The sequence below is a fragment of the Actinokineospora sp. genome (assembly GCF_050699995.1).
GTDB lineage: Bacteria > Actinomycetota > Actinomycetes > Mycobacteriales > Pseudonocardiaceae > Actinokineospora.
The window spans coordinates 1-21,487 of the sequence record NZ_JBOHGC010000473.1 but is presented as its reverse complement, the minus strand read 5'-3'; the positions used below and the strand labels follow the sequence as shown (position 1 = coordinate 21,487).

At 67.5% G+C, this 21,487-nt stretch carries 24 protein-coding genes; 21 read left to right on the top strand and 3 right to left on the bottom strand.

What is annotated here, in order from left to right; genetic code table 11:
• The first annotated feature begins 103 nt into the window (after positions 1–103).
• Both ACRDSQ_RS23590 and ACRDSQ_RS23585 read left to right on the top strand, forming a co-directional pair.
• Complete coding sequence (locus ACRDSQ_RS23590) at positions 104–472, top strand: FtsB family cell division protein (RefSeq protein ID WP_431424092.1); 369 nt, start codon at positions 104–106, stop codon at positions 470–472.
• Positions 473–504: 32 nt separating this feature from the next.
• Positions 505–960: a DUF501 domain-containing protein gene (locus tag ACRDSQ_RS23585; RefSeq protein WP_431424090.1), complete on the top strand. Its 456-nt coding sequence runs from the start codon at positions 505–507 to the stop codon at positions 958–960.
• On the opposite strand, the gene ACRDSQ_RS23580 is transcribed toward ACRDSQ_RS23585, so the two are convergent.
• On the bottom strand, positions 957–2,588 hold the full coding sequence (locus ACRDSQ_RS23580) for an acyl-CoA dehydrogenase family protein (protein WP_431424087.1): 1,632 nt from the start codon (positions 2,586–2,588) through the stop codon (positions 957–959). The genes ACRDSQ_RS23585 and ACRDSQ_RS23580 overlap by 4 nt on opposite strands.
• Positions 2,589–2,930: 342 nt before the next feature.
• On the opposite strand from ACRDSQ_RS23580, the gene ACRDSQ_RS23575 reads away from it, so the two are divergent.
• The 8 genes from ACRDSQ_RS23575 (at position 2,931) to ACRDSQ_RS23540 (ending at position 13,119) form a co-directional block, all read left to right on the top strand.
• Entirely contained in the window at positions 2,931–4,100 is a 1,170-nt protein-coding gene (locus ACRDSQ_RS23575) for a lytic transglycosylase domain-containing protein (RefSeq protein ID WP_431424085.1), read from the top strand.
• A gap of 360 nt (positions 4,101–4,460) precedes the next feature.
• The gene (locus ACRDSQ_RS23570) at positions 4,461–5,432 is read left to right on the top strand and encodes an exopolyphosphatase (protein ID WP_431424084.1); all 972 of its coding nucleotides are present in this window, start codon (positions 4,461–4,463) and stop codon (positions 5,430–5,432) included.
• Between the two features lie 298 nt (positions 5,433–5,730).
• The gene (locus ACRDSQ_RS23565; protein ID WP_431424083.1) at positions 5,731–7,356 is read left to right on the top strand and encodes a peptide ABC transporter substrate-binding protein; all 1,626 of its coding nucleotides are present in this window, start codon (positions 5,731–5,733) and stop codon (positions 7,354–7,356) included.
• Between the two features lie 73 nt (positions 7,357–7,429).
• Complete coding sequence (locus ACRDSQ_RS23560) at positions 7,430–8,359, top strand: ABC transporter permease (protein WP_431424082.1); 930 nt, start codon at positions 7,430–7,432, stop codon at positions 8,357–8,359.
• On the top strand, positions 8,352–9,317 hold the full coding sequence (locus ACRDSQ_RS23555) for an ABC transporter permease (protein ID WP_431424081.1): 966 nt from the start codon (positions 8,352–8,354) through the stop codon (positions 9,315–9,317). Before ACRDSQ_RS23560 ends, ACRDSQ_RS23555 begins: the two co-directional genes overlap by 8 nt.
• 33 nt (positions 9,318–9,350) lie before the next feature.
• Positions 9,351–10,361: an ABC transporter ATP-binding protein gene (locus ACRDSQ_RS23550; RefSeq protein ID WP_431424079.1), complete on the top strand. Its 1,011-nt coding sequence runs from the start codon at positions 9,351–9,353 to the stop codon at positions 10,359–10,361.
• Complete coding sequence (locus tag ACRDSQ_RS23545) at positions 10,358–11,356, top strand: ABC transporter ATP-binding protein (RefSeq protein ID WP_431424077.1); 999 nt, start codon at positions 10,358–10,360, stop codon at positions 11,354–11,356. Before ACRDSQ_RS23550 ends, ACRDSQ_RS23545 begins: the two co-directional genes overlap by 4 nt.
• 38 nt (positions 11,357–11,394) lie before the next feature.
• Positions 11,395–13,119: a S8 family peptidase gene (locus ACRDSQ_RS23540; protein ID WP_431424075.1), complete on the top strand. Its 1,725-nt coding sequence runs from the start codon at positions 11,395–11,397 to the stop codon at positions 13,117–13,119.
• An 87-nt stretch (positions 13,120–13,206) separates the two neighbouring features.
• Here ACRDSQ_RS23540 and ACRDSQ_RS23535 read toward each other — a convergent pair whose 3' ends face one another.
• Positions 13,207–13,422, bottom strand: coding sequence for a hypothetical protein (locus tag ACRDSQ_RS23535; RefSeq protein ID WP_431424073.1), 216 nt, complete (start codon positions 13,420–13,422; stop codon positions 13,207–13,209).
• Between the two features lie 387 nt (positions 13,423–13,809).
• Between ACRDSQ_RS23535 and ACRDSQ_RS23530 the strand changes: the two genes are divergently transcribed.
• From ACRDSQ_RS23530 to ACRDSQ_RS23505, 6 genes are all read left to right on the top strand, one after another.
• Positions 13,810–14,019 carry a hypothetical protein gene (locus ACRDSQ_RS23530; protein ID WP_431424071.1) on the top strand — a complete coding sequence of 70 codons (210 nt, stop codon included), beginning with the start codon at positions 13,810–13,812 and terminating at the stop codon, positions 14,017–14,019.
• Positions 14,016–14,549: a DUF6879 family protein gene (locus ACRDSQ_RS23525; RefSeq protein ID WP_431424069.1), complete on the top strand. Its 534-nt coding sequence runs from the start codon at positions 14,016–14,018 to the stop codon at positions 14,547–14,549. Before ACRDSQ_RS23530 ends, ACRDSQ_RS23525 begins: the two co-directional genes overlap by 4 nt.
• Positions 14,536–15,366 (top strand): helix-turn-helix domain-containing protein, encoded by an 831-nt coding sequence (locus tag ACRDSQ_RS23520; RefSeq protein WP_431424067.1) that lies wholly within the window; start codon positions 14,536–14,538, stop codon positions 15,364–15,366. Before ACRDSQ_RS23525 ends, ACRDSQ_RS23520 begins: the two co-directional genes overlap by 14 nt.
• A 46-nt stretch (positions 15,367–15,412) precedes the next feature.
• Positions 15,413–16,048, top strand: coding sequence for an asparaginase domain-containing protein (locus ACRDSQ_RS23515; protein WP_431424065.1), 636 nt, complete (start codon positions 15,413–15,415; stop codon positions 16,046–16,048).
• Positions 15,988–16,155 carry a hypothetical protein gene (locus tag ACRDSQ_RS23510; protein WP_431424064.1) on the top strand — a complete coding sequence of 56 codons (168 nt, stop codon included), beginning with the start codon at positions 15,988–15,990 and terminating at the stop codon, positions 16,153–16,155. Before ACRDSQ_RS23515 ends, ACRDSQ_RS23510 begins: the two co-directional genes overlap by 61 nt.
• Before the next feature lie 71 nt (positions 16,156–16,226).
• Positions 16,227–16,880, top strand: coding sequence for a DUF5753 domain-containing protein (locus ACRDSQ_RS23505; protein WP_431424062.1), 654 nt, complete (start codon positions 16,227–16,229; stop codon positions 16,878–16,880).
• A 2-nt stretch (positions 16,881–16,882) separates the two neighbouring features.
• Here the strand turns inward: ACRDSQ_RS23505 and ACRDSQ_RS23500 are convergent, their stop codons facing one another.
• Complete coding sequence (locus tag ACRDSQ_RS23500) at positions 16,883–18,349, bottom strand: S10 family peptidase (RefSeq protein ID WP_431424060.1); 1,467 nt, start codon at positions 18,347–18,349, stop codon at positions 16,883–16,885.
• A gap of 50 nt (positions 18,350–18,399) precedes the next feature.
• Between ACRDSQ_RS23500 and ACRDSQ_RS23495 the strand changes: the two genes are divergently transcribed.
• The 5 genes from ACRDSQ_RS23495 to ACRDSQ_RS23475 all read left to right on the top strand — a co-directional run bounded on the left by ACRDSQ_RS23495 (position 18,400) and on the right by ACRDSQ_RS23475 (position 21,305).
• Positions 18,400–19,086: a uracil-DNA glycosylase gene (locus ACRDSQ_RS23495; RefSeq protein ID WP_431424088.1), complete on the top strand. Its 687-nt coding sequence runs from the start codon at positions 18,400–18,402 to the stop codon at positions 19,084–19,086.
• A gap of 32 nt (positions 19,087–19,118) precedes the next feature.
• The gene (locus tag ACRDSQ_RS23490) at positions 19,119–19,406 is read left to right on the top strand and encodes a FitA-like ribbon-helix-helix domain-containing protein (protein WP_431424059.1); all 288 of its coding nucleotides are present in this window, start codon (positions 19,119–19,121) and stop codon (positions 19,404–19,406) included.
• Positions 19,403–19,798, top strand: coding sequence for a type II toxin-antitoxin system VapC family toxin (locus ACRDSQ_RS23485; protein WP_431424058.1), 396 nt, complete (start codon positions 19,403–19,405; stop codon positions 19,796–19,798). The genes ACRDSQ_RS23490 and ACRDSQ_RS23485 overlap by 4 nt, the downstream gene beginning before the upstream one ends.
• The gene (locus tag ACRDSQ_RS23480; protein ID WP_431424057.1) at positions 19,795–20,055 is read left to right on the top strand and encodes a hypothetical protein; all 261 of its coding nucleotides are present in this window, start codon (positions 19,795–19,797) and stop codon (positions 20,053–20,055) included. Before ACRDSQ_RS23485 ends, ACRDSQ_RS23480 begins: the two co-directional genes overlap by 4 nt.
• Before the next feature lie 128 nt (positions 20,056–20,183).
• A complete protein-coding gene (locus ACRDSQ_RS23475) occupies positions 20,184–21,305 on the top strand; it encodes a type IV toxin-antitoxin system AbiEi family antitoxin (RefSeq protein ID WP_431424056.1) in 1,122 nt (373 codons plus the stop codon).
• The last annotated feature ends 182 nt before the right edge of the window (positions 21,306–21,487 follow it).

The window sequence follows — 21,487 nt, the reverse complement described above, 5'->3', positions numbered from 1 at the left end:
GCCCGAGAGTGTCCGCCGTACGCGCCCGGCCGCCGCGGCACCGGCGAAGGAACCACCCAAGCGCCAGCCCGCCAAGCGCGCCGCGCGACTCGGCCCGCTCGGGCTGTCGACGACGCGCCGCGCCGCGGTCCTCGCGACCGTCGTGTGCGCGCTTGCCCTGAGCGTGGCGGTGCCGCTTCGGACCTACCTGTCGCAGCGGTCCGACGTGCAGATCCAGGAGCGGCGGCAGGCCGAGTTACGGGCCGAGGTCGAGGAACTGGAGCGGCGCAAGGCGCAGTTGGCCGACCCCGCCCAGATCCAGGCCGAAGCCAAGAGGAGACTGCGGTACGTGATGCCAGGGGAGACGCCCTACATGGTCGAGTTGCCCGCTGAGGCGGGCGGCCCTGGCGCGGGCCGGCGACCGACCCACCCGATCTCGCAGCAGGCCTGGTACCAGGCGCTGTGGGACTCGGTGCACGGAGCGGGCCAGTGACCCTGGAGCCCGTCACCGAGGCGGACATCGCCATGGTCGCCCAGCAGCTCGGCCGGGTGCCGCGCGGCACCCGCGCCGTCGCGGCCCGCTGCCCCAGCGGTCACCCGTCGGTGATCCAGACCAGCCCGCGGCTGGAGGACGGCACGCCGTTCCCGACTCTGTACTACTTGACCTGCAACAAGCTCGCGGCGCAGATCTCCACCCTGGAGACCACCGGTCTCATGAAGGAGATGACCGACCGGCTGGCCGAGGACGAGGCGCTGGCCGCGCAGTACCTGGCCGCGCACAACGACTACCTGGCCGAACGCGACGCCATCGAGTCGCTGGGGACCGACGTCAGCGCGGGCGGCATGCCCACCCGGGTCAAGTGCCTGCACGTGCACGTCGCGCACGCCCTGGCCAAGGGCCCCGGCGTCAACCCGTTCGGCGACGAGGCTTTGGCCCTGCTGTCGGAGACCTACCCGACCGGCGACTGCGCCGCCTCCTAGGCGGATGGCACCGCGACGCCGGGGGTGACCCGGTCGACCAGCGCGGCGGTGTTGATCTCCGCGGGCAGCACCCCGAGCACGCCGCTGCGCTCGCCGAAGCGTGAGGCGAGGAACGCGTCGGCCACCTCGGGGGCGTGCCGGACCAACAGGCTTCCCTGCAGGCACAGCGTGATCAGCTCGGCGACGCGTCGGGCGCGGGCGGGTGTGGCCGTGTCGATCTCCGACTCCAGGTCCGAGACCGCCGCATCCAACCGGGAATCCGCGCCCGTGGTCGTGGCGAGCTCCTCGAACAGGGCGTCCACGCTGGACGGTTCGCGCGACATCGCCCGCAGCACGTCGAGCGCGGTGACGTTGCCCGAGCCCTCCCAGATGGACATCAGCGGCGCCTCCCGGTAGAGCCTGGGCATGCCCGACTCCTCGACGTAACCGTTGCCGCCCAAGCATTCCAGGGCTTCGACCACCACCATCGGCGCGCGCTTGCAGATGAAGAACTTCGCCGCGGGCAGCGCCAGTCGCAGCAGTTCACCACCACTGTCCACTTCGGATGCGAGGCGCAGCGCGAGCACCGTGGCCGCCTCGGACTCCAGCGCGAGGTCCGCGATCACCGCCGCCATGGCGGGCTGGTCGCGCAGCACGGCGCCGAACGCGGACCGGTGGGCGACGTGGTGGGCCGCCTCCGAGAGCGCGATCCGGATGCCCGCGGTCGAGCCGAGGACACAGTCCAGCCGGGTCATGGTGACCATCTCGATGATCGTGCGGACCCCGCGGCCCTCCTCGCCGAGTCGCCAGCCGATCGCGTTGGCGTACTCGACCTCCGAGGAGGCGTTCGACTTGTTGCCGAGCTTGTCCTTGAGCCGCTGCAGCCGCAGTGCGTTGCGCGTGCCGTCGGGCAGGACCCGGGGGAGCACGAAGCAGGTGAGTCCGCCGGGCGCCTGGGCGAAGGTGAGGAACAGGTCGTTCATCGGCGCCGAGGTGAACCACTTGTGGCCGACCAGCGCGTACGTGCCGTCCGCGAGCGGGGTGGCGGCGGTCGTGTTGGCCCGCACGTCGGAGCCGCCCTGCTTCTCGGTCATCGACATCCCGGCGAGCAGGCCCGCCTTGGCGCTCGGTTCACGCAGGCCCGGGTCGTAGACCGGCGAGACAAGCCCCGGTTCGAACCGGGAGGCCACCTCAGGGCTGTGCCGCAGCGCCGGCACCGCCGCATAGGTCATCGAGATCGGGCAGCCGTGGCCCGCCTCGACCTGCGACCAGACCATGAACGCCGCCGCTCGCCGCAGGTGTGCGTGGGCGCCGCCCGCCCATGGGGCGCCGTGCAGCTCGTGGGCCACGGCCCGGCCCATCAGCCAGTGCCACGACGGGTGGAAGTCGACCTCGTCGACCCGGTTGCCGTAGCGGTCGTGGGTCCGCAGCGTCGGCGGGTTCTCGTTGGCGAGCCTGCCGTGTTCGCGGGCGACCTCGGAGCCCGCCTCGACGGCCAGCGCCGAGAGCGACCCGACGACGTCGTCCGAACCGAACGCCCGCAGCGCCCCGACCAGTGCCGGGTCGCAGGCCAGCGGGTCGAAGCCATGCAGGGGAGGGGCTTGGTTGATGACCTTGTGCGTTGCGTCCAGGGGCTGCGGAGCGCTCATTACTTGAGAGTAATCCGCGTTGTCGTGCAACCAGAAGGACCGGCCACTCCGTCACGGATCAGTGACACATTGTGTCGCCGGTTAACAACCGGTGCCCGGAAGTGTACTTGTGTACAGACTTCCGGCCCTATTTGTCGCGAGATGTTACGAGGACGGTGACTCATGGCGATGAATGAGGCAGGGTAGACAGCCGGAGGAGCGTCACCCAGGTCGGTTACACACCGGCGGCCAGACAAGCGAGGGGCTGATTTTTCAGTGAGTGCGACGAAGTCCGGAAAGTCTCCCGGCAGGGGTAAGCGCACTGGTAGGCGACGAAGTGCGGTCGCCGCGGCGGGGGCGTTGATGATCGTTCCCGCGGTCGCGGCCGGTGAACCGGTGTACGTCTCCGGTGAGGACGCCACGGAGGTGGCGCTCGCCAGCAGCGTCGGCGGTGGCCTGATCGGCCTCACCGACCCGTCGGAGGTCAGCGCCGACGGCTCGCGCCCGGAGAACGGTGAACTCGGCTCGGAGGTGCTCGCCGCCGCTGGAGACCCCGGCGTCCTCGCGTTCGGCCACGGCCCGCTGCCCAGCGGGCCGCTTGGTGTCCCGGGCACCATGCTCGACGCCTACATGCGCGCGACGCAGACGATCAACACCACCACTCCTGGCTGCAACATGGAGTGGTCCCTGCTGGCCAGCATCGGCCGCATCGAGTCCAACCACGCCCGCGGCGGCCGGGTCGACGCGCACGGCAACACCGCGGCCCCGATCCTTGGCCCGGTCCTCAACGGCGGCGGCTTCGCCGCGATCAGCGACACCGACGGCGGCCGCTTCGACGGCGACGCCCGGTGGGACCGCGCGGTCGGGCCGATGCAGTTCATCCCGTCGACCTGGAAGGGCTACGCCTCCGACGGCAACGGCGACGGCGAGACCAACCCGAACAACATCTACGACGCCACGGTCGGCGCGGCCAAGTACCTGTGCTCCGGCGGCATGAACATGGCCGACCCGCGCAACCGGGCCGCCGCCATCTGGCGCTACAACCACTCCGACAGCTACGTGCGCACCGTCATGCAGTGGGCCGACGCCTACGCGAAGGGCGTCACCCCGGTGCCGACGACCCCGGTCGACCAGATCGAGCAGCTGGCCGCACCGGCCCCGGCCTACCAGCAGCCCGCGGCGGGCGTGATCACGCCACCGCCGTCCTCGACCGCACCGGGAACCACGGCGACCACGCAGCCGACGACCACGTCCGCGCCCACATCGTCCTCCTCGGCCCAGCCGACCACGACGAACCCGCCGTCGACCACGGAACCGACCACGACGACGCCGCCGACCACGACCACACCGTCGTGCGAACCCCCGGCCCCGACGACCACCCCGGCCCCGACGACCACTCCGGCCCCGACGACCACCCCGTCCGCGGGAGAGCCCACGGACCCGTGCGCGACCCCGACGACGACCACCCCGCCGCCCAGCACCACCCCCAGCGGCGAAGCGGGCTCGGCGATCCCCACCACCCCCGCTCCCTGACCTTTATCCACAAGGGCACCGGTTATCCACAGCCCCCACCCACAACCCGGGTTCCGTCACCCTCCGCCGATAGACTGGCCAAGGGACGTCCCCCCGAGGTGGGTGGGGGTTTTGCCGTGCTCCGACGCGATGCGCTCATGGTCGGCGACCAGGGGCGGGCGGAGCGTGCGCGTTGTCGCCGATCCCAGCGTCCGCTGCCGGCGGTAATCCGCCGGGGCTGTCACCGGCACTACCTTTGTCCCGATAGACCAAGCGGCCGCCGAGGTCCGGCGTGGCACGGCCGGGTTGCGCGTGCGCGATGTGGTGGGACGCGACCCCATTGGCACCGCTGGATGCCAAGGCATGTCTAGGCTTTCGGACATGACGAGGGTTGCCGCGATCGACTGTGGAACGAACTCCATCCGCCTGCTCGTCGCCGATTTGACGCACCGGGATGACGGGTCCGTCTGGTTGCGCGACGTCCATCGGGAAATGCGGATCGTGCGGTTGGGGCAGGGGGTGGACGCCACCGGCAGGTTGGCGCCGGAGGCCATCGAGCGCACCCGCGCCGCGCTGGCCGACTATGTCGCGATCATGCGCCGCAAGGGGGCCGAGCGGGTGCGCATGGTCGCCACCTCCGCCACCCGCGACGCGGGCAACCGCGACGACTTCTTCACCATGACCCGCGAAACCCTCGGCGTGGAGGCCGAGGTGATCACCGGGGACGAGGAGGCCCGGCTGTCCTTCATCGGCGCCGTCGGCGACCTGCCGCCCGAGGACGGCCCCTTCCTCGTGACCGACATCGGCGGCGGCTCGACCGAGTTCGTCGTCGGGACGTGGGACGGGGTCAAGGCGACCATCCAGTCCGCCAAGTCCGTCGACATCGGGTGCGTGCGGCTCACCGAGCGCGCCCTGCACGACGACCCGCCGACCGAGGAGCAGATCGCCGAGGCGCGCAAGATCGCCGACGATGTCCTCGCCGAGGCGTTCGACGCGGTGCCGGTCGGGCAGGCGCGGACGTGGGTCGGCGTCGCGGGCACGGTGACGACCCTCTCCGCGCTTGTCCTAAATCTGCCGGCGTACGACTCGGACGAAATCCACCTGTCCCACCTGACCGCCACCGGCATTCGTGACACGGCGCGCCGATTGCTCACCATGAGTCACGACGAGCGGGCCGCCTTGCCTGTCCTGCACCCCGGACGGGTGGATGTGATCGGGGGCGGCGCTTTGATCGTGCAAAGTATCGCTGAGCGGCTATTTTCTGAGACGGGTATCACAAAATTGCTGGCCAGCGAACACGACATCTTGGACGGGATCGCCTTGTCGATCATTGAACCGCCTGACTCTGAGTGACGAGGTGACCCGCGTCTCAACAATGACCTGGCAGTGATTGGACAGCGAAAGTGTCCGGCTACCGGTCACTTCCGGATCGAGATATCCCCCAAATGGATGAACATGGTTCGATTGTGACTCGTTTGTGACGCCCTCGAACGCCGGTCGATTCGCCCCTCGGGTTAACTTCCACTCACTTTCGGAGCGGGCGGTACCGCTTCGTGACGACGGAGCCCGATGGCGGACAGCCCGAAAGCACGTCGAACCCGAGCTTGGGAGGAGACCCATGCGCAAACCACGCTGGATAGCAGCGTCGGTGATGCCCCTTGCACTCGCGCTCACGATCGCGGGTTGCGGCGGCGGCGACAACAAGGACAGCGGCACCCCGGGAGGCGGCGACGCCGGCAACCCCGACGGCAAGCTCTCTGCGTTCGCTACTGAGCCCGAGAACCCCCTGGTCCCCGGCAACACCAACGAGAGCGGCGGCAGCAAGGTCATCCGCGCCCTCTGGGTCGGGTTGACCGAGTACGACGCGGTCACCGGTGAGTCGAAGAACGCGCACGCCGAGAAGATCGAGACCACGGACTCCAAGGTCTACAAGGTCACCTTGAAGCCCGGCTGGAAGTTCCACGACGGCACCGAGGTCAAGGCGAAGAACTACGTCGACGCCTGGAACTGGACCGCCTACAGCCCCAACGGCACCCAGGGCGCCAGCTTCTTCGAGCAGGTCGAGGGTTACAAGGACGTCCACACCTCCGACCCGGATGGCGCCGACGGTCCGCAGACCGCGCCGGAGCCCACCACGAAGGAGATGAAGGGCCTCAAGGTCATTGACGACAAGACCTTCGAGATCACCCTCAGCGCGCCCTTCTCGGTCTTCCCGCTGAAGCTCGGCTACAACCCGTTCTACCCGATGCCGGACTCGTTCTTCGCTGACCCGAAGGCTTTCGAGGCCAAGCCGGTCGGCAACGGCCCGTTCAAGTTCGTTTCGCGGACCCCGAACGCCGACATCACCCTGACCCGCTTCGACGACTACACGGGCCCGGGCAAGCCGAAGTTCAAGGACCTCGTGTTCAAGATCTTCGAGTCGAACGAAGCCGCCTACACCGCGACCGTGTCCGGTGAGCTCGACTTCCTCGACACCGTCCCGTCCTCCGGCCTCGCCGGCGGCAAGTACAAGACGGACATGCCGGACCGCAACGGTTCGACGCCGTACATGGGCAACCAGACCCTGACGTTCCCCCTGTACGACCCGAAGTACGCGAGCCCGGACCTGCGCAAGGCCATCTCGCTGGCCATCAACCGCCAGGAGATCGTCGACAAGATCTTCGAAGGCACCCGCCTTCCGGCCGATGGCTGGGTCAACCCGGCGGTCCCCGGCTACGTCAAGGGCCAGTGTGGCGACCTCTGCACGTTCAACCCGGAGAAGGCCAAGGAGTACCTGGCCAAGTCTGGCTTCACCGGTTCGATCGACCTCGTCACCAACGCTGACGGCGGCCACAAGGAGTGGATGACCGCTACTTGTAACAGCATCAAGAACGCCCTGGGTCTGGAGTGCACCTACTCCCCGATCCCGACGTTCGCTGAGACCCGTCAGCAGATCAACGCCAAGGCGATGAAGAGCATCTTCCGCGCGGGCTGGATCGCCGACTACCCGTCGATCGAGAACTTCCTCAACCAGATCTACCGGACCGACGCGTCCGCGAACGACTCTGGTTACACGAGCAAGAAGGTCGACGACCTCCTGGTCAAGGCCGACGCCGCGCCCAGCGTGGAAGAGGCCAACAAGCTCTACCAGGAGGCCGAGCGCGTGCTGGCCGAGGACTTCCCGGTCATCCCGCTGTGGAACCAGACCGCGCAGTACGCCTGGTCGGAGAAGGTCGACAACGTCCGCCTGAGCTCGCTGCGTGAACTCGACCTGTCCACCGTGACGGTCAAGAAGTAGCCAGTGGTTCACTCCGGGCTGGGGTGCGGTGATCCCGCACCCCAGCCCGGAGTCAGGTTAGGAGACAAATCCCATGGGGCGTTATGTCCTGCGTCGGCTACTACAACTGATCCCGGTCTTCCTCGGGACAACCTTCTTGATCTACTGGCTGGTCTGGAGCCTTCCCGGTGACCCGTTCGCCGGCAAGTGCGGCGACCGCCCGTGTCCCGAGGCGTTCGTCGCCGCCATGACGGCGAAGTTCAACCTCGGTGACCCCGTGGTCGTCCAGTACGGCAAGTACATGATGAACCTGCTGCAGGGTGACTTCGGCATCACGTTCAGCGGCATCTCGGTCGGCGATCGCATCGCCACCGCCTACCCGAACACGATCCGCCTCGCGCTCGTCGCGCTGGCGATCGAAGCGGTCATCGGGATCTCGGCTGGAATCCTGACCGGCCTTCGCGGCCGTGGCTTCCTCGACAACCTGGTGCTCGTCACCACCCTGTTCCTCATCTCCCTCCCCGTCTTCGTGACCGGCTTCGTGCTCCAGATCGTGCTCGGCTTCGAGCTCGGCTGGATCAAGACGACGGTGTCCGAATCACCCGCCCCGTGGGCTCAGCTCATCGTTCCAGGCTTCGTGCTGGGAAGCCTGTCGATGGCCTACGTCACGCGGCTGACGCGTACTTCGATCGCGGAGAACAGGCGCTCCGACTACGTGCGGACGGCAGTGGCCAAGGGCCTGCCGCAGAGCCGAGTCGTCGGTGTGCACCTTCTGCGCAACTCCGCGATCCCCGTGATCACCTTCCTCGGCACCGACCTCGGTTCCCTCATGGGCGGCGCGATCATCACCGAGGGCATCTTCAACATCAAGGGCATCGGGAACCTCGTCTACCGGGGAATCCTGAGCAAGGAAGGCGTCATCGTCACCGGCGTTGTCACCCTGCTGGTGATGGTCTACCTGCTGTCCAACCTGGTCGTTGACATGCTCTACGCAGTCCTAGACCCAAGGATTCGCTATGACTGACCCGAGCACCGCGGCGACCGGAGCCGCGGTGACCAGTACGGCGGCCGATTCCGTGATCGCCTTGGAACACGCCGAGACCGCGGCCACCAACAAGCCGCGCAGCCTCGCTTCGGATGCCTGGCACGATCTGCGCAGGCGTCCGCTGTTCCTTGCCTCCGGCTCGCTGATCCTGCTCATCCTCGTGATGGCGGCGTTCCCTATGCTGTTCACCTCGGTGGACCCGACCTACGCCGATCTCGGCAGAAGTCGCAACGGGCCGTCGGCGGACGCGTGGTTCGGCTACGACAACCAGGGTGCGGACATCTTCGCGCGGACGATCTACGGCGCTCGCGCGTCGATCATCGTCGGCCTGTGCGCGACGATCCTGACCGTGCTCATCGGCGGCACGCTCGGCCTGCTGGCCGGCTTCTACGGCGGCTGGCTCGACGGGCTCATGTCCCGGATCGCCGACGTGTTCTTCGGCCTGCCGTTCGTGCTCGGCGCGATCGTGATCCTCTCGAGCTTCGGCGCCACCGGAAGTTCGAACATCGCCCAGATCATGTTCCTGGTCATCGTGTCGATCTCGCTGCTGTCGTGGCCGGTCTGCATGCGGATCATGCGGTCGGCGGCGATCACGGCGAAGCAGCAGGACTACGTGAAGGCCGCGCGGGCACTGGGCGCGAACTCCTCGCGGATCATCCTGCGGCACATGCTGCCCAACGCCGCGGCCCCCGTCCTGGTGTACGCGACCATCGCCCTCGGCGCCTTCATCGGCGCGGAGGCGACGCTGTCGTTCCTGGGCCTCGGCCTGCGGGCGCCGGTCGTCTCCTGGGGCGTGATGATCGCGGACTCGCGCGACATCATCCGGGTCGCACCGCACACGCTTCTGTTCCCGGCGGCGTTCTTGACCACCACCGTGCTGGCCTTCGTGATGCTCGGCGACGCCGTGCGCGAAGCGCTGGACCCGAAGATGAGGTAAGGCGGAATGTCCGCTAACACTGAACAGTCCATTATGGGCGCTGAAGGGGCCGAGCCGGTTCCGGGCGCGCCGCTGCTCGAGGTGCAGGATCTCTTCGTCGAGTTCCGCACCCGAGACGGCGTCGCCAAGGTGCTCAACGGCGTCAGCTACCACGTCGAGGCCGGGGAAACCCTCGCGGTCCTCGGCGAGTCCGGTTCGGGCAAGAGCGTCACCGCCCAGACCATCATGGGCATCCTCGACATACCGCCCGGGCACATCATGGGCGGCTCGATCAAGTTCCACGGCGAGGAACTGCTCAAGGCCAGCGACAAGCGGCGACGGGAGGTGCGTGGTTCGGGCATCGCCATGATCTTCCAGGATGCCCTCTCCGCGCTCAACCCGGTTTTCACCGTGGGCTTCCAGATCGAGGAGCAGCTGCGACTGCGTAGGGGTATGTCCCGAAGGGACGCTCGCGCCCGCGCCATCGAACTGCTCGACCTGGTGAAGATCCCGGGCGCCAAGCGGCGCGTCAAGCAGTTCCCGCACGAGTTCTCCGGCGGTATGCGGCAGCGCGCGATGATCGCGATGTCGCTGGCGCTCGACCCGGAGATGCTCATCGCCGACGAGCCGACCACCGCCCTGGATGTCACCGTGCAGGCCCAGATCATGGACCTGCTCAAGGAACTCCAGGTCGAGCGGAACATGGGCCTGATCCTGATCACCCACGACCTCGGCGTCGTCGCCGAGGTCGCGGACCGGATCGCGGTCATGTACGCGGGCCGGATCGTGGAACAGTCCGACGCGATGTCGCTGTACCGCAAGCCGGGGCACCCCTACACCAAGGGCCTGCTCGAATCCCTGCCCCGGCTCGACCTGCGGGGCCAGGAGCTGACCACGATCAAGGGTCTGCCGCCGAGCCTGCTCAAGATCCCGACGGGCTGCCCGTTCCACCCCCGCTGCCCGATGGCCCAGGACGTCTGCAAGACCGACGTCCCACCGCAGCACCGCCTGATGCCCGGCCGGATGAGCGCCTGCCACTTCGCTGAGGAGCTGATCTCCGAGTGACCGACAACATCATTGAGGTGCGCGACCTCGTCAAGCACTTCCCGGTCAAGGTGGGCGTGCTGTTCAAGCGCACCGTCGGCCACGTCCGCGCGGTCGACGGCGTGTCCTTCGACCTGCGGCGCGGCGAGACCCTCGGCGTGGTCGGCGAGTCCGGCTGCGGCAAGTCGACCCTCGCCCAGGTGCTGATGCGCCTGGAGCCGCCCACCGGCGGCAGCGCGAAGTTCGAGGGCCGGGACATGTTCGCGATGAAGGGGCCGGAGCTGCGCAAGCTGCGCCGTGACATCCAGATCGTGCTGCAGGACCCGTACACCTCGCTCAACCCGCGCATGACGGTCGGCGACATCATCGGGGAGCCGTTCGAGATCCACCCCGACGTGGCGCCGAAGGGTTCGCGGGCCAAGAAGGTGCGCGAGCTCCTCGACGTGGTCGGGCTCAACCCCGAGCACATCAACCGCTACCCGCACCAGTTCTCCGGGGGCCAGCGCCAGCGCATCGGCATCGCCCGCGCGCTTGCCCTGCGCCCCAAGGTGATCGTCTGCGACGAGCCGGTGTCCGCGTTGGACGTCTCGATCCAGGCGCAGGTCATGAACCTGCTGGGCGACCTGCAGTCCGAGTTCGGGCTGTCCTACATCTTCATCGCGCACGACCTGTCGGTGGTCCGCCACCTGTCGGACCGGGTCGCGGTGATGTACCTGGGCAAGGTCGTCGAGATCGGGACCGAGCAGGAGATCTACGAGCACCCGACGCACCCGTACACCCAGGCGCTGCTCTCCGCGGTGCCGGTGCCGGACCCCGAACTCCGGGGACAGCGTCAGATCATCCGGCTCGAAGGTGACGTCCCCAGCCCGGTCGACCCGCCGTCGGGCTGCCGCTTCCGCACGCGCTGCTGGAAGGCGCAGGACATCTGCGCCGAAGAGGAGCCCGCGCTGATCACCAGGGTGGCGGCGCATCCCAGCGCCTGTCACTTCGCTGAAGAGAAGTCGGTAGTGCCCTGATGTCCGGGAACACTGGAGAGAGTTGAACAGGAGTACGCGTGAAGCGACGCAAGACCCTGGTGGCAGCGCTCGCGGCCCCGCTGGTCGTGTCCCTCGTCTGGGTCGCCGCACCATCGGCGACCGCGGGCCAGGAACTGTCCGGCAAGTCGGTCGAGTTCAACGTCCTCGCCGCCGAAGGCACTGCCACGGAAGCCCTTGAGGCCGCCGTGCGCAAGGCGGGCGGAACGGTGGTCGCCAGCAACCGGACCGTCGGTCTGCTGACGGCGACCGCGCCGGAGAACGGCTTCGCCCAGCGGCTCTCGGCTGAGAAGTCGGTCGCAGCGGTGGCCCGAGCGAGGTCCATCGGCCAGTCCCCGGACGCCAAGGCGCCCAAGGACAAGGCCAAGGACGTCGAGAAGGAGAACCGGGCGGCGGGCGGCACGGGCACGCAGGGCGGTGTCGCGGCGGGCATGGACCCGCTCGACTCCCAGCTGTGGGGCCTGCGGTCGGTCCGCTCCGACCTGGCCCGCGAGGTCCAGGCCGGTGACAAGCGCGTCAAGGTCGGTGTCCTCGACACCGGTGTCGACGGCAGCCACCCGGACATCGCGCCGAACTTCGACCACCGGCTGTCGCGCAACTTCACCCGCGACATCCCGGTCGACGACCTCGGCCAGGAAGTCGACGGCCCCTGTGAGTACGCGGGCTGCGTCGACCCGGCCGATGTGGACAACGGCGGCCACGGCACGCACGTCGCGGGCACCATCGCCGCCGCGGCCGACGGCCACGGCATCTCCGGTGTCGCGCCTGGTGTGTCCATTGTGAACATCCGCGGTGGACAGGACTCCGGCTACTTCTTCCTGCAGCCGGTCATCGACGCGATGACGTACTCCGGTGACGTGGGCCTCGACGTGGTCAACATGTCGTTCTTCGTCGACCCGTGGCTCTACAACTGCAAGAGCAACGCGGCGGACAGCACCGAAGAGCGGGTGCAGCAGCGCATCGCGATCATCTCGATCACGCGTGCGATGAACTACGCCTACCGCAAGGGCGTCACCCAGATCGTGTCGCTGGGCAACCAGCACCAGGACCTGGGCAAGCCGCTGCCCGACTCGACGAGCCCGAACTACCCGGCGGGCAACGAGCACGACCGCGTGATCGACAACGCGGACTGCTTCTCGCTGCCGGTCGAGGGCCCGCACGCGGTCGGCGTCAGCTCGTTCGGCCCGTCGCAGGCGAAGGCGGACTACTCGAACTACGGCTTCGAGCGCATCTCGGTCTCCGCCCCCGGCGGCTACTTCCGCGACGGGCTCGGGACTCCGGCGTATCGGACCAACGGGAACCTGATTCTGTCGGCCTACCCGAAGAACGTGGCCCTCACCGAGGGCGCGATCGACGCGGACGGCAACGTCACCCCCGACGGCGAGGCGCTCGGCGTGCAGAAGGCGTGCAGGCCGGACGGTTCCTGTGGCTACTACCAGTTCCTGCAGGGCACCTCGATGGCCTCGCCGCACGCTTCCGGTGTGGCGGCCCTGATCGTGTCGCAGTACGGCAAGTACTCGGCGGGCGGGGTCAACCTGGACGCGGCGAAGACGCAGCGGGTCCTCGAGGGCACGGCACACGACATCGCGTGCCCGTCCCCGCGGACAGTGGACTACACGCTGGTCGGCCGTTCCGCGGAGTTCAACGCCACCTGCGAAGGCGACGCGGCGTACAACAACTTCTACGGCCATGGCGGTGTGGACGCGTACACCGCCGTCACCAAAGGCGCGAAGTTCCTGAAGTAACCGTGTGATCGACGGTGGCCCCCTCCCTGGCGGAGGGGGCCACTTTCATTTGGCGGCAACGCTCTCAGGCTTGGTGTACCGCCACCGTCAGCCCGCGCCCACGACACCTGTGGTCCGGTGTAGCCGTACTTGCCGGGCGGTCTCCTCCAACACGTCCGCGAGGGCATCGGCCTGATCGGCTGATGCCCAGCCGACTATGAGGCCACTGGCATGATGACGCAGCCGCGCCGGAATGGCGTCGATCTTGCGTGCGAGCACGACCAGGTTCGCGGCCAGGTCGACCTGATCGGGAGTGGTGGTCATGTGGCGCGCCGGCCGGCAACCCCGCTTGCCCCGCTCTGCTGAGCGATCCATCGCGCGTTGCACGCGCTGCACATGCCGCGTCGAACGCTGCGCCGAAAGTCCTCTTGGGACAGTTCTACGGTCAGTCCGCAGGCAGTCTCGTACTTCGATTCAGGAAGTGGTGGGAACTGGGCGTCGCTGGTGTTGGCGATCGCGTGAAGTTGCCCAGCCGCAGCTTGCCACTGATATGGGCGCATCCGAACCTCCTCGCGACGAGCTTGATATAGAATGTGTAGAATCGCTCGACCTTTCGCCCATTCGAACGAACGTCCCAGCAGGAGATAGTGCTGCCGCATCCGTGTTGTACGTTCGAGACGTGGATTCTGCGGATTGCAACTTGGGGGAACTGTGAAGCTGTCCCACCTGGGTTCGACCTCGAAGAACGGTGGCTGTCCAGAGCTCTACGCCACGGACCGAGGGACCTATGTCGTCCAGGGGACCAAGGTCACCGACCCCGAGGCGCTGGCGATTCTCCAGGAGCGGGGACTGCCTGATCATGAGACCGCCGTCGAGATTCCGGCGGCTCTTCTGAACTTCGCTCCGAAGAGTCAGGAGTGACCAGGCAACGGCTTGCGCCAAGTGAGCTGGGCCGTCTGTTCGCCTTGGTGCGTCGGTCGTGCCGGCGTTGGGAGTGTCAGCCGTACTACGCCGTGGACGAAGCCGAGTTGCAGGCGTGGCGGGATGGCCGTGTTCTCCCTGAGTCGCAAGAGGATCAGGAGTGGGAGGCATACATCCGCGATCTGCGGGCCGCGGCCATCCCATTCGAGAGAGTTCGCATGGTGCACGAGCCGGTCACCGAGTACCAACGATGGATCCATTCCACCACGGACCGGAACGTCCGGCTGGGGGAGGACGTGCGGTGGCTGGCCGAATCGGATGCACGGCGACTGGCGATGCCTGCCGACGATTTCTATCTCATCGATGACCAGTGCGTCGCCGTTCTGCGATTCGACAGGCTCGGCGAGATGAAGTCGGTGGATGTCGATGACGACGCGGGTGTTGTGGCGCGGTATCGGACGTATGGCGACCGCGCCTGGGCTGTCGCCACCGAACACCACCTCTACGATCCAGCGCATGGTGAGTGCTGAGAAGCGGCAGCTCGAGTTCGCTGACCGCCTCCGACAGTTCCGTGCAAGCTCAGGGTTCGGCACCGGCAAGGACTTCGCCGAACACATCGGGTGGCAGGCGTCGAAGGTGAGTCGGATCGAGAACGGTCGCACTCTGCCCTCGGACGCCGATGTCGCCGACTGGCTGCGTGCGCTGAAAGTGTCCGAGCCCGAGACAGCCTCGATGCGTGACGAATTACGTGAGATCCGACTTGCCCGGGATCGCTGGCGTCAACAACTTCGTCGTGGCCATGCCGACCGCCAGCGACAGGAGGCGGCAGCGGAACAACTGGCGACCCGGCTGGTGTCGGTCGAATTCTTCGTCATCCCGGGTCTCGCGCAGGCCGCTGACTACGCCCGCCACCTCTTCTCCATGGCAGCCCAGTTGCACGAGACGCCCGCGGACACGGAAGCGGCTGTAGCTGAGCGGATTCGACGCCAAGCCGTGCTCTACGACTCGACAAAGACCGTCGAGATCCTCATCGGCGAGTCCGCCTTGCGGTATCCGATCTGCCCACCTCCGGTCATGCGCGCACAGGTCGACAGACTGCTCGGGCTCCTCGACCTCCAACACGTGCGGCTTGGCATCATCCCGCTGGACACCGAGCTTCCGACTATCACGATGCACGGCTACCTGATCGTCGATGACGAGGTCATCGTGGAGATCAACCACACGGAGATCCGAATCTCCGAGCCCGACGATATCGAGCTCTACGAACGGATCACCGCTGATCTTTGGCGGATAGCCGCCGAGGGCGACGACGCCCGCGCGTTGCTCAGGCGAATCGGCCGTGCGTAGACCACGGCAGGAAGGACCCCCGGCGCCTGGAACAGTCCAACCCCGAGTGGTCGTGTTCGGCCTCGGCGGGACCATCGCGATGACCGGCGGCGCCGGCGTGCGGCTCACGCTCTCCGCCGAGCAACTCGTGGCCGCTGTGCCCGGGCTGGCGGAGACCGGGATCGACGTCGAGGTCGAGGACTTTCGGCGGGTCCCTGGGGCTTCCTTGTCGTTCGACGACCTCGACGCGCTCGTTGCCGCGGTCGGGCTGCGGCTCGATGGCGGGGTGGACGGGGTGGTGGTCACCCAGGGCGCCGACACCATCGAGGAGACCGCGTACTTCCTTGACCTCGCACACACTCGGGCTCAGCCGATCATTGTCACCGGGGCGATGCGCAACCCGACGCTGGCCGGTGCGGACGGTCCGGGGAACCTCCTGGCCGCGATCCGGACAGCGGCCAGTCCGGCGGCGCGCGACCTCGGTGATGACGGCACGGTCCTCGACGCCATCGCCGACCGGGCGGATGGGCTCGTCGTGGCGGCGTTCGGTGTGGGGCACGTGCCCAGCCGGGTCGTCGAGCGCCTCGGCGAGGTCGCAGACCGGTCCCGGTGGTGCTGGCGTCCCGGACGGGCGCGGGGCCGGTGCTCGGGAAGACCTACGCGTTCCCCGGGTCGGAGTCCGACCTGCTGGGGCGTGGGCTGATCTCGGCCGGTTTCCTCGACCCGCTGAAGGCGCGAATCCTCCTGCACCACCTGCTCGCCCGCGGCGCGAGCCCGGCGGAGATCCGGGACGTCTTCGCCGTGGCCTGAGTTGCGCTTCCTTGATCAAGGGCGCTAAATGGGATCACCTGCATCATCGGGCGGCCGAATGAGGTGGCGTGATGTCCGGACAGCACGAGACCACCTCGCCGCCCCGGACGCGCCGGTCCTGGCGTGACCGCTTCTGCGCCGTCCCACCCCGACCGGGCCGTTCCGCGGCGGTTCGCGAACGCCTGGCCGACGAAGCCCGAGGACACGGTGACGCCGACTTGGAGCGGGCGGCCACCCGGATCGTGGTGGTGGACTTCTCGCTGGTCCCCGCGCTCGCCCGGGCCGCGGACTACTCACGGCACCTGGTGGGTCTGACCGACGGCGGGTGGGCCGACCCGGAGTCGGTCCTCACCGACCGGATCCGCCGCCAAGCCGTCCTCTACGACCCGGCCAAGACAATCGAGATCCTGGTCGGCGAGTCAGCCCTGCGCTATCCGCCGTGCCCGCCGCGAATCAGGCGCGCGCAGTCGGCCCGCCTCACCGCGATGCTCTGCCTGCGGCGGGTCCGGCTGGGAATCATCCCGCTGAACGCCGAACTGCCGACGATCGTCGAACACGGCTACAGCATGTTCGACGACCTGGTCGTCGTGGACATCAACCACACCGAGGTCACCATCACCGACCCACGCGACGTCGCTCTGTACGAACGAATCACCGCCGCCCTCTGGCGAGCGGCCCTCGACGGCGCCGCCGCCCGCACCCTGCTCCGTCGCATGGGTCGCTGAAGCTACCGATTCGACGCGCTCTTCACGAACTTGGCCAAGTCCTTGGACTGCTTGAGCCTGCTCGGTTCGTGGATGTACATCATGTGGCCCGCCGGGTAGTACACGACTTCGATGTTGTCGCGCAGTTCCGCGGGCAGCGCCAGGTGCGCCAGGGTGTGATCGGTGGCGAAATACGGTGTGGCGCCGTCGGTGTAGCCGGACGCGACGTGGAGTTTGAGGTGCGGGTTGGCCCGCATCACCGCGGAGAGCTTGTCCGTGACAGTGACATGGGCGTTCTCGAATTCCTTGAACGACCAGTCGCGGTTGACCGGCAGGCTCAGCACCTCGTACGGCAAGTCCTTGTGGTAGCCCAGTTCCGCGTGCAGGTAGTGGTTGATGCCCGCGGTGTAGGCGCCCATGATCGCCGACATCGACGGGTCCTCGCCGAGCTTCTCGTGGCCGTAATCGGCACCCCAGCCGGTGAAGCGGCCGTCGAGCCTGCCCACGGTCTGCTTGCGGTGGCGCAGGAGTTCGGCGAAGAAGCGGGTGTGCTCGATGCGCAGGTCGACGCGGTCGACGTACTCTTCGGACAGTCCCGACAGTCGCGCCAACGTGGCCACGATCCCCGTTCGGTCCTCAGTGGACATACGGGAGCCTTGGCTCAGTGCCCACGGGTAGTCACGCGAGGCGAACTCCTCGGCCTCGGCGAGGACTTCCTCCAGCGGGCGGTCGCCGTGCAGGCCGTGGTGGTGGGCGATGGCGGCGTAGGTCGGCAGGTACAGCGGGTACGGCAGGTCGTTGCCCTCGGCGAAGATCAGCGTGGAGAAGTCGAGCACCGACGAGATCAGGATCAGACCGTTGAGGTACATGCCATGGCGGGTGTGCAGGTGGTGCGCGAGGCCGCCCGCGCGGGTCGTGCCGTAGGACTCGCCCGCGAGGAACTTCGGGGACGTCCAGCGGCCGTTGCGGGTCGTCCAGAGCCGGATGACCTCGCCGACGGACTCCAGGTCGCCCTGGAAGCCGTGGTGGTCGCCCGGTTTCTCGCCCTTGGTCGCCCGCGAGTAGCCGGTCGACACGGGGTCGATAAAGACGAGATCGCTGTGCGTCAGCAGGGTTTCCGGGTTGTCGACCAGGCCGTACGGCGGCGCGGCGAGCGCCCCCGCGTCGCCCGCGACGACCCGCCGCGGACCGAGCACCCCCAGGTGCAGCCAGATGCTCGACGAGCCGGGGCCGCCGTTGAAGGCGAAGGTGACCGGGCGGGTGGCCGGGTCGGCGCCGTCGAGGGTGTAGGCGGTCACGAAGACCTCGGCCTTTGGGAGGTGGCCGTCGAACTTGCCGTCGGTCATCACCTCCTGGCGCAGCACCAGCCTGCCGGTCGTGGCCGTGTAGGCCAGCTCGCGCTTGCGTACTGTCAGCGTGTGCGATGTCGTGACCAGATCGTCGGCGGGCTCCGGGTCCGGCCCGTCGACTGGTGCGTCCTGGGATGCCATGGGGCGACCCTACGGCTTGCCGCTGATCCAGTTGGCGGTATCCGGTGACTATGGAAGAACTCGACCGTGCCGTCACCGGCTGCCGCGCCTGCCCACGCCTGGTGGCCTGGCGCGAGGAGGTCGCCCACGTCAAGCGAGCCGCCTTCCGCGACCAGGAGTACTGGGGCCGCCCGGTTCCCGGCTTCGGGCCCGCGGACGCGTCGATCGCCATCGTCGGCCTGGCCCCCGCCGCGCATGGGGCGAACCGGACCGGCCGGATGTTCACCGGCGACCGCTCCGGCGACTTCCTGTACGCCGCCATGCACGCGGTGGGTCTGGCGTCGCAACCCACGTCCACCCACATCGGCGACGGGCTGGAACTGTTCGGGGTCCGCGTCACGGCCCCGGTGAAATGCGCACCGCCCGCCAACAAGCCGACCCCGCAGGAGCGCGACAACTGCAGACCGTGGCTGGAACAGGAACTGGGCATCCTGCGCCCCACCCTGCGCGCGGTGGTGGTGCTGGGCGCGTTCGGCTGGCAGGCGGTGCTGCCAGTGCTGACCCGGTACTGGGTGGTGCCCGCGCCCCGACCGATGTTCAGCCACGGCGTGCGGTATTCGCTGACAGCGCTGGACGGCGGGCCGGATCTGCAGCTTCTCGGCTCCTATCACGTGAGTCAGCAGAACACCTTCACCGGCAGGCTGACGCCGGCGATGGTGGAGGACGTGCTGCGTGCGGCGATGGCTGCGATGCCTTGACATCGAAGTCGCCATGACTGCAAAATAAAGTCATGGCTGTGCTGACGATTCGGGATGTTCCAGACGATGTGAAGAACGCCTTAGCTCGGGACGCACGGGAGCACGGGCAATCGCTGCAGTCGTTCTTGTTGGGCGTGCTCAAGCGGCAGGCCGATTTCAGCCGCAACCGGCAGCTCCTAGCCGAGATCGAACGCGACCTGGCGGCGGCCGGTGGAGCGGGCGATGACGCGCCCGACGCAGCGGATCTCGTGGAGCAGGCCCGGGCCGACCGCGACGACAGGTCGGGTTCCGATGTGCGCAAGGCAGGCGGCGCCGCGTGATCGTGGTGGATGCGTCTGTCCTGGCGAACATGCTGGTGTACGCGGACGACCGCGGCCGCAAAGCGCGGGCCGTGCTGGCTCGGGACACCGAATGGGCCGCACCTGAACACTGGAAGGCTGAGGTCTTCTCGGTGATCCGCGGTCTCACGCTGGGGCACAAAATGACTGAGGCGCAAGGCCTCCGGGTCGTCGACCGGCTTCCACAACTGGGGATCGACACGGTGCCACTCGACGATCTCCTGCCCCGAATGTGGCAGCTCCGGGCCGGCGTCAGCGGTTACGACGCCGCCTATGTCGCGCTCGCCGAGGCGCGCGGACTCACCTTGGTCACCTCCGACAGTCGCCTTGCGCGCACTGCCACAACGTTTTGTCGCGTCGAACTGGTGTCGTGATCACGGATGAAACCCTTGCTGTTGCTCGATGTCGACGGGCCGCTCAACAGTTCGCCGGTGAGGAATTTGCGTGGGTGGCGATGTGGGGGCATCGGGCGAACACGGTCATCGGGCGGGCCATCGGCCTTCCCGGCGAAGCGGTGCGGGAGGCGCAGCGAGTCCTCGGTGTGGTGCTGCCTGCCGCATTGGCTGAACTCCTTCGCATCCAGAACGGCGGCGGGGTGGTACCGGCAGCCTCGTTCGGTGATTCGGGATGATCAGGGAGCGAAGGCGTTGTCGGTTGGACGCCGCGGCCGAGGACGCGCTCAGACTGGTTCATGACGCAGGTCATCCGTACGGGTGACAAGGGTGGTATGCGTGTGTTCCGCAAAGTAGCATGTTCCATGTGACGCGGAACGCAGCAAAATGCGGAACAAGCGGGTCGGAACTCGTCCGCGCCGTCGAGGAAACGATCCGCTCTGTGCTGCCGTCGATGTGGTCGATCTCAGTTGCACCGCAACCGACATTTGGCCGCAGGCGAGGCTCGGAACAGCCGGATGCACTGCTCTCGATCATCGCGCCTGACGGTACGGAAGCGGTGGTGCTGATCGAGTGCAAAGGCATCGTCGCGCCGAGGGATATCGCGAGGGTAGCGGATCAGTTGGACCGCTTCACCGCGCGAAGCGAGGTCAAGGTCGAGGGTGCGATGCTCGTCGCGCCGTTCATTTCTCCAACGACTCGGGTCCAACTGGATCAACGAGGCGTTGGTTGGTTCGACGTCACTGGAAACTTGCGGCTCAGGCTCGATCGACCTGTGATATTCCTCGATCGCACGGGCGCGGACCGAAGTGGTTTTCGTGACCCCGCGGATCGGCTACTCAAGTCTCTTCGTGGTCCCGCCGCCGCGAAAGTCGTGCTTGAGCTGTGCGAGACATCATTACCCGTCGGTGTTCGGGAACTCGCCGAGCGAGCACAGGTCGGTGCCGCGACGAGCGCGCGAGTGCTTGAGCTGCTCGACAGAGAAGCGGTGGTCGATCGGAGTGAGGACGGGACGGTCACTGCTGTCCGCACACGATCATTGATTGATCGCTGGACACAGGACTACAAGGTGATGGGGTCGAACGAAGTCATCGCGGCGCTCGATCCGCGAGGATTGACCAATGCGCTGAAAAAGCTGCTCTCGGTGGACGCGCGGGTCGCGGTGACCGGCTCGGCCGCCGCACGCGCGTACCTGCCTGCCGATGTGACACCGGTGTCACCGCTCGTCTCGCTGAGCTTGTACACCGACGATCCGATCAGCCTGATAGATCAACTAGGGCTGAAGACGGTTGAGCGTGGCGCGAACATCCTGGTCATGCGGCCGTACGACAACGTCGTCCATGCGAAGTCGCGAACTGTGGCGGGCATCGAATACGCGCCCCCGGCACAGGTTGTCGCGGATCTGATGACCGGTCCAGGCCGGTCGAGCGAAGAAGCCGAGCAGCTCATGGCAGCGCTCGGATCCACTGAACAAGATTGGGGACGATGATTCCGCAGGAGTACGTTGAGGCGCGTTCCGTGTTGTTGGACGCTCTCGACGGGTTGGGACCCAATACCAGGAACTTAGTGCTTGATCGTGTAGTGTCTGGTTGTGCCCAGGCGTGGTCAGGTGAAGGTGAAGTCCGGTGATCGGCTGGTGGATCGGGTGGGGTTGGGTGTGTTGGCCTCGCA